Origin of the sequence: Sorangium sp. So ce375, from assembly GCF_051473855.1 — a bacterium.
GTDB lineage: Bacteria > Myxococcota_A > Polyangia > Polyangiales > Polyangiaceae > Sorangium.
Window position 1 is genome coordinate 4,134,516 of the sequence record NZ_CP150335.1, and the last position, 13,571, is coordinate 4,148,086.

At 71.0% G+C, this 13,571-nt stretch carries 10 protein-coding genes; 7 read left to right on the forward strand and 3 right to left on the reverse strand.

Going from position 1 to position 13,571, the window contains the following annotated elements; all coding sequences use genetic code 11:
* Nucleotides 1-131: 131 nt before the first annotated feature.
* A complete protein-coding gene (locus WME90_RS15445) occupies nt 132-1,427 on the reverse strand; it encodes a M16 family metallopeptidase (protein WP_437281878.1) in 1,296 nt (431 codons plus the stop codon).
* Entirely contained in the window at nt 1,424-3,235 is a 1,812-nt protein-coding gene (locus WME90_RS15450; RefSeq protein WP_437281879.1) for a peptidylprolyl isomerase, read from the reverse strand. The genes WME90_RS15445 and WME90_RS15450 overlap by 4 nt, the downstream gene beginning before the upstream one ends.
* Nucleotides 3,236-3,365: 130 nt before the next feature.
* Between WME90_RS15450 and WME90_RS15455 the strand changes: the two genes are divergently transcribed.
* The 4 genes from WME90_RS15455 (at nt 3,366) to WME90_RS15470 (ending at nt 7,103) form a co-directional block, all read left to right on the forward strand.
* Nucleotides 3,366-3,875: a hypothetical protein gene (locus WME90_RS15455; RefSeq protein ID WP_437281880.1), complete on the forward strand. Its 510-nt coding sequence runs from the start codon at nt 3,366-3,368 to the stop codon at nt 3,873-3,875.
* A gap of 166 nt (nt 3,876-4,041) precedes the next feature.
* Nucleotides 4,042-4,425, forward strand: coding sequence for a PilZ domain-containing protein (locus WME90_RS15460; RefSeq protein WP_437281881.1), 384 nt, complete (start codon nt 4,042-4,044; stop codon nt 4,423-4,425).
* 136 nt (nt 4,426-4,561) lie between these two features.
* Entirely contained in the window at nt 4,562-4,987 is a 426-nt protein-coding gene (locus WME90_RS15465) for a hypothetical protein (protein ID WP_437281882.1), read from the forward strand.
* 10 nt (nt 4,988-4,997) lie between these two features.
* Entirely contained in the window at nt 4,998-7,103 is a 2,106-nt protein-coding gene (locus tag WME90_RS15470) for an ATP-dependent DNA helicase (protein ID WP_437281883.1), read from the forward strand.
* A 75-nt stretch (nt 7,104-7,178) separates the two neighbouring features.
* Here the strand turns inward: WME90_RS15470 and WME90_RS15475 are convergent, their stop codons facing one another.
* Nucleotides 7,179-8,813, reverse strand: a complete 1,635-nt coding sequence (locus tag WME90_RS15475; RefSeq protein WP_437281884.1) for a hypothetical protein — start codon at nt 8,811-8,813, stop codon at nt 7,179-7,181.
* A 179-nt stretch (nt 8,814-8,992) separates the two neighbouring features.
* On the opposite strand from WME90_RS15475, the gene WME90_RS15480 reads away from it, so the two are divergent.
* The 3 genes from WME90_RS15480 to WME90_RS15490 all read left to right on the forward strand — a co-directional run bounded on the left by WME90_RS15480 (nt 8,993) and on the right by WME90_RS15490 (nt 13,258).
* On the forward strand, nt 8,993-9,580 hold the full coding sequence (locus tag WME90_RS15480) for a gluconate 2-dehydrogenase subunit 3 family protein (protein WP_437281885.1): 588 nt from the start codon (nt 8,993-8,995) through the stop codon (nt 9,578-9,580).
* Entirely contained in the window at nt 9,577-11,223 is a 1,647-nt protein-coding gene (locus tag WME90_RS15485) for a GMC family oxidoreductase N-terminal domain-containing protein (RefSeq protein WP_437281886.1), read from the forward strand. Before WME90_RS15480 ends, WME90_RS15485 begins: the two co-directional genes overlap by 4 nt.
* A 298-nt stretch (nt 11,224-11,521) precedes the next feature.
* Nucleotides 11,522-13,258 (forward strand): sigma 54-interacting transcriptional regulator, encoded by a 1,737-nt coding sequence (locus WME90_RS15490; protein ID WP_437281887.1) that lies wholly within the window; start codon nt 11,522-11,524, stop codon nt 13,256-13,258.
* Nucleotides 13,259-13,571 lie beyond the last annotated feature (313 nt).

Genomic DNA, 13,571 nt, shown 5'->3' on the forward strand with positions numbered 1-13,571 from the left:
GGGCGCACCTCCGTGGCCGGCCGCTTTCGCGGCGCCTTCTGCTTGTCGCTGCGATCGTCTCTGTCGGGCGCGATGCGGGCCGCGGGGGTGCAGCGCGTCGCGGGCGCGCCGCGGCCGGGGTTCCCGGCGGATCAGCCGAACGAGCGGACAGCCTTCTCCAGCTTCGCCTCTTCCGAGGAGCGGAGCAGGCCCACGGCCACCACGGTGAGGCGCTCCGGCCGGAACAACGCGCGCGCGGCGTCGCGTACGTCCGCGACGCTGACGCGGGCGAGCTCCTCGTGCCGTGCCTCCGGGGTGCGCGTGATGTCGGCGAGCGCCGCGAGCCCGTGGAAGCCGGCGGTCGCCTCGGCGTCGTCGAGCATCGCCTCCACCGACCAGAGGTGGCGGTCCCGCGCCTTGGCGAGCTCGTCCTCGCGCGGGCCGACCTCGGCGAGCTCGCGGAGCAACGCGAAGATCTCCCGGACCACAACGGTCGCGCGGTCGTGCTGCACGCCCGCGGCGATGTCGACGACCCCGTCGTCCTCGTAGGCCTCGAACATCCCCGACACGTCGTAGCAGAGGCCCAGCCGGTCGCAGATCCGCTCGTACAGCCGCGTCGACATGCCGTCGTCGAGGACGCGGAGAAGCATCTCCACAGCGGGCTCGCGCGGATCGCGCTCGCTCACGCCCCGGAACGCGACCCGCAGATCGGTCTGGCTCGACTGGTTCTCGATGAAGCGGAACCTCGGCTTCTTCTGCCCGTTGGGCGGCGGCATGGCGGGCACCTGCTCGCCGCGCGGCATGGCGCCGAAGTGCCGCTCGACGACCCGCGCGCACGCCTCGGGATCGAGCCGCCCCGCGAGGCAGAGCACCGCGTTCGCCGTCGTGTAGTGCCGGGCGTGGTGGGCGCGCAGCATCGGCTCGTCGAAGCGATCGAGCGCGTCGATGTCGCCGGTGATGGTGAAGCCGAGCGGGTGTCGCTCGTACATGAGCGCGCGCGCGTTGTTGTCCGCGTCGATGTCGCGCCCCTCGTCGTCGAGGTCCTCGAGGATCTCCTCGCGCACGATGCCGCGCTCGACCTCGATCGCGGTGAACCGTGGCGACGTGGTCACCTCGCCGAGCAGGGCGAGCACCGGCTCCAGGTTCGCCGGCGGCACCGAGATGCTCATCACGCCGTGGTCGACGTGGGTCGCCGCATAGAGCGTCCCTCCCAGGCGCTCGAAGGCGAGCGCCTGCGCGTGCGCGGACGGCAGCGTCGGGGTCCCCCGGAACACCATGTGCTCCAGGAAATGAGAGATCCCGTTGTTCTGCTGGTCCTCGAACCGCGAGCCGACGCGCAGGTACAGCGAGGCGACGGCGCGGTGGACGTGCGGTTGCGGGACGAGGACGACCTTGAGGCCGTTCGAGAGGACGACGTCGCGCGCGTCACGCAGCGGGAGCGACGTCATTCCCCCTCGTCTTCGAGCGGCAGCGGCGGCTCGCCGGAGCCGTCCTCGGCTGGCTTGGACTCCTTGAGGAGGTTCTGGTCGTACTTCACCTCGCTGCCGATCGTCGACTTCAGCCGGCGCATGTACCCGATGAGCGCGTCGTTCTGCTTCGCGGCGCGCATGGCCGACGTGTAGAACTCGCGGTCCTTGTCCCATTGCTCCTGGCTCGCGGAGGTCTTCTCCTTGAGCTGGATCACCGCGTAGCCGTTCGCCAGCGGCACGAGGTCCTTGGGCAGGTCGCCCGGCTTGTCGAGCTGGAAGGCGATGCGCGCGGCCTCGGTGCTGTCCTTCGCGTCCGCGATGGGCGAGCCCGAGACGTTGAACGGCAGGCTCGTCTCGACGGTGGGCCGGTTCGGGTGGTTCGCGATCGTGTAGGGGGCCCGCGCCTCGCCGGGCTCGGCCTGGCCGCCCTCCTTCGCGCCTGCGGCCTTGTTCCCGTCCTGCTTCGCCGCGGCGGCCTCGCCGGTCGCCTTCGCGCCCGGGGCGGCGGCGCCCTCCTTCGCCTTCGCCGGCGTGAGCTGGGCCATGTAAGCGGCGAGCGCGTCTTCCAGCGACTTGCCGCCAGCGGCGGCGGCGAGCACCTGCTTCGCCCCCTCGGCCGCGAGCCGCTCCGACTCGTGGGCGATGTAGAGGTCGCGCGCCGTCTCCAGCCGGCCGATCTTCTCGGCCTCGGCGTCCTTCGCGATCTGCTCGAGCTTGATCACGTGGAAGCCGTCCTCGGTCTCGATGAGGTCCGACACCTCGCCCGCCTTCATCTCGAAGAGCTTGTCCTCGACAGGCTTGCTGAGGCGGCCCTTGGCCACGCAGCCGAGCTCGCCGCCGCGCGCCGCGCTCGGATCGTCGCTCGCGCTGCGGGCCACGTCGGCGAAGCTCTCGCCCTTCTTGAGGCGCTGGACCGCGCCCTCGATCCGCGCCTTCGCGGCCGCCTTGCCGGCCTCCGGCCCCTGCTCGGCCTCGTCGGGCTTCACCTCGACCACGAGGGTCCGGGCGACGCGGCACTCGGGCTGATACTGCGCCTTGCGCCCCTCCCAGGCCTTGTCGAGCTCTTCCTTGTTGCTGTCGGCCCAGGCCTGGATGGCCTTCTCCGACGTGTCCACGATGAGATCGCTGTAGAAGCGTCGGTCGAAGCGCACGTAGCTGAGCGTCCGGGTGGACTTCTCGCGCGAGAACTGCTCGAACGCCTCATTCTCGCCGACCCGGACCCGCGTCCGGATGAGATCGCGCATCCGGGCCGCGATGAGCTCCTTCCGCTGGTAATCGCGGAAGTCCGTGGGGCTCATCTTCGTGATGTTCCGGATTTGCTTCTCATACTGCTTGTTGTCGAATTTCTTCGTTTGGCGGTTGCGAACGTCCAGGTAACGAGTGAGGTCTTCCCGGAGGCTGAGGGCGTAACCGACCTGGCGGATCTTGTCGGCGGGGAGCGAGACATGCACCCTGCCAGAGACGAGCTCGTTCGTGAGCTCGTCGTCCGAGACGGTGATCCCGAGGCGCTTCGCGTCCTCGTTGAGGAGCCACCGCTCGTAGAGCCCCTCGGCGGTGAGCCGCCGGTAACCCATCGCCCGGAGGCGGTTTTCGTCGACGCTCCGCATCGCGAGCAGGTTCTTCGACGCGTTGAAGTCGATCGAGGAGATGCAGCTGCCTCGGACCTCGACGGCGCAGGTGCTCCCGGCCGATTGCACGGGGCCCGTGCTCGGGCGGAACTGGACGATGAAGACGACGGCGATCGCGATGATGATGGCGGCGCCGAAGATTTGGCTCAGTCTGTTCACGAAGGGCTCGCTCCCGGGGCGTGCGCCGCTCGCTCCTCGAGCGGCCTCCCGCCTTGGCCTGGCGCGGCATAGCACGGCGTCGACGGCGTGTCTTTGACGGCGGTCGAGAGCGGGGCTAGGGGCACAGGCCATGGCAAGCTCGAAGTCTCAGCTCCCTGATTGCGGCCTCTACCTGACGACAAAACCGCTCCCCGGAAACGAGGACAAGGTGCCTGCTGGCACCATCGTCTCCTTCCACAACCACTCGGACAACGGTCTGCCGACGGTCACGACGCCCGACCACAACGTTCACAACCGCTGGCACTTCCACGGCCCAGCCGTCGCGTTCCGGGGCACGACGTGGGCGGACTCGCTGCAGCGCCTTCCCGCGGAGGGGTTCTACACGCTTCGCAAGGAGCTCGCGTTCGACGGCGGCAACTGGCCGAAGGGCACGCTCGTGCAGCTTGGTTACACGCAGGCGGGCATGCCTATCCTGTTCATCGCCCGTGTGCGCTCGCGGCTCCAGGAGAACGACCTCTTCTTCTCCGACAAGGGCGTAGGCATCAAGCGCGAGCAGCTGGCGCTGCTCGAGCCTGTCTCCGTCTTCGAGGAGCCGAACGACGGCTCCGGCCACCAGCCCGACCATGCAGACGCGCACTGACCATGCAGACGCGCACTGACTGAGCCGCCTCTGCAGCTGCTTCCGTGGTTCAGCGATCCCCGCCGGGGCGTGTGGAACCACGGAACCAGCTCCCGTCCATACTGAATATCGACCGGAGCCTACATTTCTGTCCCCCGGGCACGGCGTATGCTTGTAATTTTCTTTCGTGATTCGACGCAGAACCCTCACACCCCCGTCGCTCCAGATTCCACCTGAGCTCCTGGCCAACCGGCGAAGGAGCCCCCGCCGCGAGCTGAGCGAACGGGTGCGCCTGGAGACCGGCGAGCGCGCCGTCGCCGGCTGGACGCTGAACGTGAGCGTCGGCGGGCTTCGGGTGGTGATAGAAAATTCACTCGATCCTGGTACGGAACTAACGGTCTGGCTCGATGGCAGAACCCCGCGCCCAGGTAGGATAATGTGGGTGCAAGACGAGCCAGACGGATCGATCGTGGGCGTGTGCTTCCTGGATGGTGTGGCTGATCGGCAGGGTGTGGCAGGCCTGGAGGGCCTGGAAGGTGGACCTTCGCGGTTGCCACGATCGAGCTCGTGAGCACGCACGAGCGCGCCGGCGCGCCAGAGCGCCACACTCCGTCGGCGATGTCGGTGCTGTCGGCTTGACGAGACACCCGCAATTTTGCGATGGATGTTCCTGCTGACAGCTGGGGGTAGCCGGAAACCAGCGGAAGATGCCGACACCCGCGGAGATAAAAAGGGCCCTGCTCCAGGCCGGATTCGAGGTCTACCGTACCCGGGGCGACGCCGTGCAGGTCGCGGAGCGGGTGCGCGAGAACCTTCTCATGGACTCGGGGATCGTCGTCGGCGCCGAGCCGCTTCGGGTCGGGTTCGTCGTGCGCGCCCAGCGCAACGACTTCCCGGGAGCGGCGGACGAGCAGCTCTTCGAGCGGGCGCGCGGGATGGCCGAGCCCGCCGTGGCGCATGGCTACACCGAGGCCGAGGCCGCGCTCCGCCAGGTCCGCGACCCCGGCGATCCCGAGCGGACGCTCGACACGTGGTGCGAGGTCCACTTCGAGAAGCGCGTGGCGTCGCTCGAGCTCGCCGTCAGCGAGGTGGGGTTCGCCCTCTCGCTGGAGAAGACTGCCCTGCCGCGGTGAGCGGTACGCGATGCCGTTCGACCGAGCCGCGAGCCTGCTCGGGCCCTCGGGCCCGTTTGCGCGCGGCCTAGAGGGGTACGAGGACCGCGAGGGGCAGCTCGCGATGGCGAGCGCCGTCGAACGAGCGCTCGCGGAGGACCGCGTTCTCCTCTGCGAGGCGGGCACCGGGACGGGCAAGACGCTCGCCTACCTGGTCCCCGCGATACTGAGCGGCCGCAAGGTCGTCGTCTCGACCGCGACGAAGGCGCTCGAGGACCAGATCTACACGAAGGATCTGCCGCTCGTGGCCGAGCACCTCCGGCTGGATCCGCGCGCGGCGCTGGTCAAGGGGCTCGGCAACTACCTGTGCCTGCGGCGCTTCGACGAGCTCCGGACGAGCCCTGGCGCGGGCGCCGGGACCGCGGGGCGCTCGCTGCCGCTCATCGAGGCGTGGGCGCAGGAGACCGAGATGGGTGACGTCGCGGAGCTCTCCTACCTCGCCGAGGGGGATCCGGTCTGGCGAGAGGTCGCGTCGTCCAGCGAGACGCGCCTCGGCGCCTCGTGCGAGCACTTCGAGCGGTGCTTCGTCACGCGGATGAAGCGCGACAGCGAGGCAGCGCGCCTCCTCGTCGTCAATCACCACCTCTTCTTCGCGGATCTCGCGCTGAAGATCGCCGGCGCGCGCCGCGGCTTCGCCGGGGCCGGCGCGCTCCCGCCGTACGATGCGGTCATCTTCGACGAGGCGCACCAGCTCGAGGACATCGCGACGAGCTTCTTCGGCGTCCGCGTCTCGCGCGCGCGGGTCGACTCGATGCTGCGCGACGCGGACCGGGCCTTCATCGCGTCGGGCCTCGCCGATCGCATCCTCGGGCGCGGCGAGGGGACAGCGATCACGGCCGTGGTGCGCGAGTCCGCGGACGCGCTGTTCGATCGGCTCGCCTCGCTGGGCGGCGCCGCCGGCAGCGGGGATCGCGGCGAGGCCAGGAGCCCGCTCGCGAGGGACGCGTGGTCCGGCGAGCTGCTCGACGCGTACCACCGCCTGGACGACCACCTCGAGGCGCTCGCGTCGTACGCGAGCGCGAACGCGATCAGCGAGGCGGTGCAGCTCGTCGGCAACCGCGCCGCGCAGCTGCGGGACGACGCGGCGCGCATCGTCGATCCCGCGACGAACCAGGTCACGTGGGTCGAGGTGCGCGGCCGCGCCGTCTCGTTCGGCGCGTCGCCGGTCGATCTCGGCGACATGCTGCGCGAGCACGTCTTCGAGCGGATCGGCGCCGTGGTGCTGACGAGCGCCACGCTGACGACGGGCGGCTCGACCGGGGCGGGCTTCCGCTTTCTCCGCTCGCGGATGGGCCTCTACGAGGACGTGCCGGTCCCTGTCGACGAGCTCGAGGTCCCGTCGCCGTTCGACTACCCGAGCGCCGCGCTGCTCTACACGCCGCGCGACCTCCCGGAGGCGACCGACGCGGCGTTCGTCGAGCGCGCCGCCGATCGTGCGGCCGAGCTCATCGGCATCACGGGCGGCGGCGCGTTCCTCCTCTGCACGTCGATCCGCGCCATGAACGCGCTCGCCGCGGCCCTCCGCGTCCGGCTCGCGCGCGCCTCGGCGCAGGCCCGGGCGGACGGGAGCGCTCCGGGGCGGCAGGCCCCGCTGCTCGTGCAAGGAGACGCGCCGAAGGGCGCGCTGCTCCGCCGCTTCCGAGCGGAGCGGCACGCCGTGCTCGTCGCGACGATGAGCTTCTGGGAGGGGGTGGACGTCCCCGGCGAGGCGCTGCGCCTCGTGATCATCGAGAAGCTCCCGTTCGCGGTGCCGACCGATCCGGTCGTCGCGGCCCGCTGCGCGGCGATCGAGCAGGGCGGCGGCAACCCGTTCATCGCCTACAGCGTCCCGCAGGCAGCGATCACCTTGAAACAGGGCTTCGGCCGGCTGATCCGATCGCGGACCGATCGCGGCATCGTCGCGATCCTGGACCGCAGGATCCGCACGCGCGGCTATGGCCGCGTGCTGCTCGACAGCCTGCCCGACGCGCGCCGCACCGAGCGCATCGAGGACGTGCGCGCGTTCTGGGCGGCCCGTGCGGCGGAAGCGGACGCCGGGGGGGGAGGAGCGCCGGCGCGGACGGGCGCTCGGACGTGAGCCGCGGGGGCCGGCGACGCGAGCGCGAGGCCATGCGCACGCTCGGGCGATGCGCGCGCGTCGCCCGAGCGCTCGTCAGGGATACGACGTCTTCCCGTAGATGCACCAGGCGCCGCCCTTCGGGAGGGCGATGACCTCGCGGAGCCTGTAGTCCTTCGTGAACCTGGGATCGTCGTACGACGCGCGCGAGGAGGGCACCGTCGGGCTCTTGCAGTCGATCCCCGCGGCGATGAGTACGAAGTAACGCGGGTTCTTGGCGAAGAGCGCGTCGGTGTAGCCGGCCCCGACCTTGTGCGTGTACGCGCCCGGCAGGCGGGAGACCTCAGGGCTGAGCAGCCCGAGCATGTCCACGACCGGGAAGCCCGTGCGGTAACCGACGTAGCCGATGTCGGCGAGCGCGACGGGACCAGGCTCCGCGTTCTCGACCAGCCAGTCGGCCGCGCGCCCTGCCGCGTCGTCCCAGAAGCCCTTGTCGTTGACGAGGAGGTTCCGCTGGGCCCGCGCGAGCTCGCCGGCGCGGGTCGCGATCGTGATCGCGCCGAAGGCGGCGATCGCGAGCGACGCCACGCGCTCGCGGCGCGCGGCGATGGCGCGGACCGCGTCGTCGGCGAGCAGGAACGCGAACGGCTCCGCGGGCGCGAGGAACCGGAAGTACGGCATCCAGTCGCCGCCCACCGCGACGACGTACACGCCGAAGAGCAGCGCGATCGACGCAACGGCGAGGCCGCTCCGGCGCCGGTGGACGAGGGACGAGGCGACCGAGAGGAGCCCGAGCCACAGGAAGGCGCCGGCGTGCTGCGCGTACTTGCGGACGTAGTCGCCACCGCCCTGGATCTGCTGCGCGAAGTCGCCCGTCTTCGCGGCGAGCGTGTTCGGGAGCCACGCGCCGTAGTAGCCGTGCCGCCACACGAGGTGCGCGGCGACGGGGAGCGCGAACGCGACAAGGCGCAGCGCGCTCCGGCGCGAGAGCGCCTGCTCCGAGTGCCAGACGACGAGCAGCCCGAGGAACAGCGGCGCCTCCGGGCGGGTGAGCGCGGCGAGCGCGAACACCGCGCCGGACCAGGGGAAGGCGAGCGCGGGGCGAGCGCCGCCGTCGTCGCTGGCGGCGTCCTCTTCGCGGAAGAAGAGCTCGGTCCCCGAGAGCGTGAGCAGGAGGAACAGCGGCGTCTCCAGCCCGAACACCGCGTAGCCGGAGAAGAGGACGCTCGTCGCCAGCAGCCACGTCGCGAGGCAGGGCACGTTCGAGAACGGACGCAGGCGCCGGGAGAGGAGGTAGGTCGGGACGAGCGCGCCCGCGGCGCAGGCGGCGCCGAGCACCTTCGACGCCGTCGCCGGCGCTACGCCGAGCTTCACCGCCGCGGCGAGGAGCACCGTCCAGAGGAAGTTCGTGTAGCCCTCGACGCGCTCGCCCACGTTGTAAACGAGCCCGTTTCCGTTCGCGAGGTTCTCCGCATACCGGAACGAGATGTACGCGTCGTCGATCGTGAAGCTCGCGACGCGGAGCGCGGCCGCGAGCGTGACCAGCATCGGCGCGAGCAGCCCGAGCGTGAGCTCGAGCGAGGCGGAGAGGGGCGCTCCGTCGAGCCACGCTCGAAGATCGCGCGCCGCCGACGTCCGGCGCTCCGATCTCGTCGGCTCCTCGCCTTCGATGCACGCGCCGTCTCCCACATCCTCCGTCCTGTCCGCTGCGGTCGCGGGCTCGTCGCTCATCGGGCGCGGACCATACCGCGATTGTCACGGCCACAACGTCGAGCTGCGTAAAACGGGACAGGATGGTGTGTGAACACCCCGACGCAGTGCGAACGAAATTGCGCACTCTGGCTGTAGGACTACGCTGTCGAGGCAGCCACGGCGATGGCTTCCCGTGCTGACAAGGAAGGAGTCGAGAGATGAGCGAGCTCGTTGCGCACCTGCCCGTGATCGGTCTCGTCGTCGCCCTCGCGGCGCTCGCCCTCGCTGCCGTCTTCCTCGGGCGCAGGGCGCCGGCCTCCGGGCCGCCCTCCTGCGCGCTGTCCGTGAAGGAGCGGGCGATCGTGGCTGCCTGCGCGGACGCCCTGTTCCCCGCCGGGGGTCCTATCCCGGTCTCCGGCACGGAGGCCGGGCTTGTCGAGTACATGGACCGCTACGTCGCGCGCACGCCTCGGCCTCTACGGCCGTACATGAGGCTGCTGTTCCACTTCGTCGAGCTCTCGCCCTGGGTGTTCGGGCCGCGCCGCGCCAGCTTCACGCGCCTCCCGCAGGCCGATCGCATCGCGGTGCTCGCGTCGATGGCGCAGAGCTGCATCTACCTGCGGCGGGTCACGTTCCTCTCGCTGCGGACGATGCTCTCGATGGGCTACCTCGCGAACGAGAAGGTCGCCGGCGCGATCGGCGTCGCCTGCTGCGCGACGCCTTTCGAGCGCCGCGCCGTCGCGAGAGCGGCGGGAGAGCCCCCCGCCGCAGAGCCTCCGTCGCTCGCGCCGGGGGTGACGGCATGAAGCTCCCCGTCCTCCCGGAGCCGCCTCGCGCCGTGAGCCGAGATCACCGCGAGCCGCGCTCGCTCTCCGAGGCCACGCTCCGATCGAGGGCCGCGGTCGAGCCGCTCGCGCCCAGCGAGCCGCGGTCCCAGGTGAAGGTGTTCGCCGACTACGGCGGCGAGGTGCGGGCGTCGTGCGAGGTGCTCGTCGTCGGCTCGGGGCCGGGCGGGTCGGTCGTCGCCAAGGAGCTCGCCGAGGCCGGGCGCGACGTGATCCTCGTCGAGGAGGGGCCGCCGTTCGGGGTGGAGGATTTCCGCCAGGAGGCGGGCGAGTCGCTCTCGCGCACGCTGCGCGAGGGCGGGATGCGGGCCGCCCGCGGGCGCATGCTCATCCCGACCATGCAGGCGATCGCGCTCGGGGGCGGCTCGGTCGTCAACTCGGCCATCTGCGCGCGGTCGCCCGCCTGGGTGTTCGACAAGTGGGCAGAGCGGACCGGCACGGCTTCGCTCACCCTGGACGCGCTGTTGCCCCACTACGAGCGCGTCGAGCGTCTGCTCGGCGTCTGCCCCACGCCGATGGAGGTGCAGGGCGAGCGCAACCTGCGCTTCAAGCGCGGCTGCGATGTGCTGGGGCTGTCGAGCGAGCCGACCCATCGCAACGTGCGCGGCTGTCGCGGCTCGGGGGAGTGCTTCACGGGGTGTCGCAACCGCGCGAAGGTGTCGACCGACATCTCGTACATCCCGGCCGCGATCCGGGCGGGCGCGCGCGTCTTCACCAGCGTGCGCGCCGAGCACCTTCTCCTCTCCGGCAGGCGGGCCGCCGGGATGCGCGGGCGCACCATCGAGCCTTTCACGTGGCGCGAGGGGGCGCCCGTCGAGATCCGGGCCGAGCTCGTCGTGCTCGCGGCCGGCTGCATGGCGACGCCGCTGATCCTGCTCCGCAGCGGCGCCGCCGGCTCGAGCGGCTACGTGGGCAACGAGCTTCAGCTCCACCCGGGGCTCGCCATCATGGCGGTGTTCCCCGAGCCCATCGACCCGTGGGAGGGCGCGACCCAGGGATACCATTCGCTCCACTTCATCGAGCAAGGCATCAAGCTGGAGGTCCTCTGGTCGCCTCCCGCCGTGCTCGCCGCTCGATTCCCCGGCTTCGGGCACGATTACCAGCGTCACCTCCGGACCTACAACCGGATGGCGCCGTTCGACGTCATCATTGCGGCCGAGCAGTCACGCGGGACGGTACGTCCGAAGCGCGGCAGCTGGGATCCGGATGTGCGTTTCGATTACGCGCCGCGTGACGTCGAGAAGATTCAGCGCGGTCTCGGCATCTTGTCCGACATCTGCTGGGCGGCGGGGGCCGTGTCGATCCTGCCCGGGCTGCACGGCGTCCCCGACGAGCTGACATCGCCGAAAGAAGCCGAGATCTTGAAGAGCAAGCGGCTCGACGGACGCGACACGATCACCGCGGCGAACCACGCCTTCGGCACGGCGCGGATGTCGCGGCGCCCGCGGGACGGGGTGGTCAATGAGGAGGGGCGCTGCCACGATCTGGAGAACGTTTACGTCGTCGACACGAGCATCTTTCCTGGAAGTCCCGCCGTGAATCCGATGCTTACGTGCATGGCGCTGGCCGATCGCATCGCATGCGGCATCATCGAGCGCTGGTGATGCGCGCGGCGGCGTGTCACCACAGGAGTCAGCGGGTCGGGGCGCCGCATCCGTCGGGCAGACACGGCATGTCGCGGACGGTATGTGAAGGGGGCTTTGCACCCGAGAAGGAGGCAACTCCCGAGTTGATGCGAGGCCCCCGCGAGGTACAAGTTTAACGGCACGTTTCATATCGCACGGGGCCGAGCCGTCCGTCCGCCGAGCTGGGAGGGAAGCTTTGGGACCGAACGCAGTTTCAGCTGCAATTCCGCGCGGACAAGCGCGCTCGCCGCATCGGGGCCACAGCCATCACGGCCGGGTGCTCCTCGTCGAGGACGAGCCCGATCAGGCGGCCATCCTCGAGGCGGTGCTACGCCACGAAGGGCTCGACGTGGTCGTCGCGTCGAGCGGCGAGCAAGCGCTCGAGATCCACCAGCGGACGCCGGCTGACGTGCTCGTCACGGACCTCAACCTGCCCGGCATGACGGGGGTCGATCTCATGCGCCGGCTCTCGCCCGGCGAGCTCGAGGGGCCTGAGCCGAAGGCGCCGCCGCCCCACGTGGTCATGGTCACCGGCGCGGCGTCGATCACGAGCGCCGTCGACGCGCTCAAGCTGGGAGCGGCCGACTACCTCCAGAAGCCGCTCGATCCGGCGCGCCTCGTGCTGCTCGTCCGCGAGCTCCTCTCGTCGCCGCCGACCGAGTTCGACGACGACGATCCCCTCCATGGGCAGCTCGTGTTCGAGGGGATGATCGGCGGCTCGCCACGGATGCGGGAGGTCTTCACCCGCATCGAGCGCGTCGCCGCGACGATGGCCCCCGTGCTGATCGTCGGCGAGAGCGGCACGGGCAAGGAGCTCGTCGCGCGCGCCATCCACAACCGGAGCCGCCGCCGCGCGGGCCCGTTCGTGCCGGTCCACACGGGAGCGATCCCGCGCGAGCTCATCGGCAGCGAGCTCTTCGGCCACGAGAAGGGCTCGTTCACCGGCGCGTTCGCGGCCGCGGAGGGCAAATTCGAGGCGGCGGCGGGCGGCACCGTCTTCCTCGACGAGGTGGGCACGATGGACGCGGCCGTTCAGGTCAGCCTCCTCCGCGTGCTCGAGACGTACCGGTTCACGCGCGTCGGCGGCCGCAAGGAGATCGAGGCCGACGTCCGCGTCGTCGCCGCCACGAACAAGGATCTGCTCGACCTCGTCGACGACTGCGTCTTCCGCGAGGACCTCTACTACCGGCTCAACGTGTTCACGGTCACGCTGCCCCCGCTGCGCGAGCGCAGGGAGGACATCCTGCCCATCGCCGAGCGCTTCCTGCTCAAGTTCGCCAAGCGCTACGGCACCCCGGCGCGCCGCCTCTCGGACGCCGCCGTCGAGCGGCTGGCCGAGCACGACTGGCCGGGCAACGTCCGCGAGCTGCGCAACGTCATCGAGCAGACGGCGCTCTTCGCGTCGAACGAGCTGGTCTCGGCCAACGACGTCCAGCTCGGCCAGGGCCGGATCGAGCGGCGCTCGGCCCGGCGTTCCTACGACAGCATCCCGTCGACGAGGGTGACGGCGCCGGTCGTTCCTCCCGAGCCGGCCGAGCCGCTCTCGGTGCCGATCGTCCATTCCTCCGATCTGGCGGTCCCTTCCGAGCCCGTGCCGTCGCACGTCGTCGCGCAGCCCGCGCCGTCCTCCATCGGCCCTGCCTCGCTGCCGCGGAGGCCGTCGGGGGAGGGGGGCGCGCACGACGCCGAGCCGTCGCGGGACGCCGGCGAGGCGGCGGAGCACCCGCTCGTGCTGCGCCTTCCGGTCGGCACGCGCCTCGCGGACGCGGAGCGCAAGCTCATCCTGCTGACCCTCGAGGCGGTGCGCGGCAACAAACAGCGCGCGGCCCGCGTGCTCGGGATCAGCCGCCGCGGCCTGTACTCGAAGCTGCAGGCGTACGGCGAGCACGTGGGGAGCCACGAGGCCCAGGGGCACAGCGAGAGCGCCGAGCCGCAAGACCCGGTCGACGATGTGCCGGTCGTCACGGACGAGCCCGTCCTGGAGGAGCTCGGTTCCGCGCGCGGCGACGCCTGACGGAGCATCCTCGCCGCACCGCGCCGCGAGCCCTCGCCGCGCCGCGAGCCCGCTGCGCTGCACCGCCGTACCGCACGATCGCAGTACGGCAGCAATCGCGCGTGGGAGGAGTGTGAGCCGCCTCCCAGTGGGGATGAGCGGCTGAGCCGCGCGGAGAGGCGGCTGGTCGCACTCCGGGACCCGACCTGCGCGCTGCTGCGCCGCACCCCGACAGCGGTCCCATCGGCGGTCCGTCCCTTTGTGCTTTACGAAGGGACGACGACCTCGGCTATCGTAAAGCGGAGCTGCGAGATCAGACGCGCAACTGGCACGT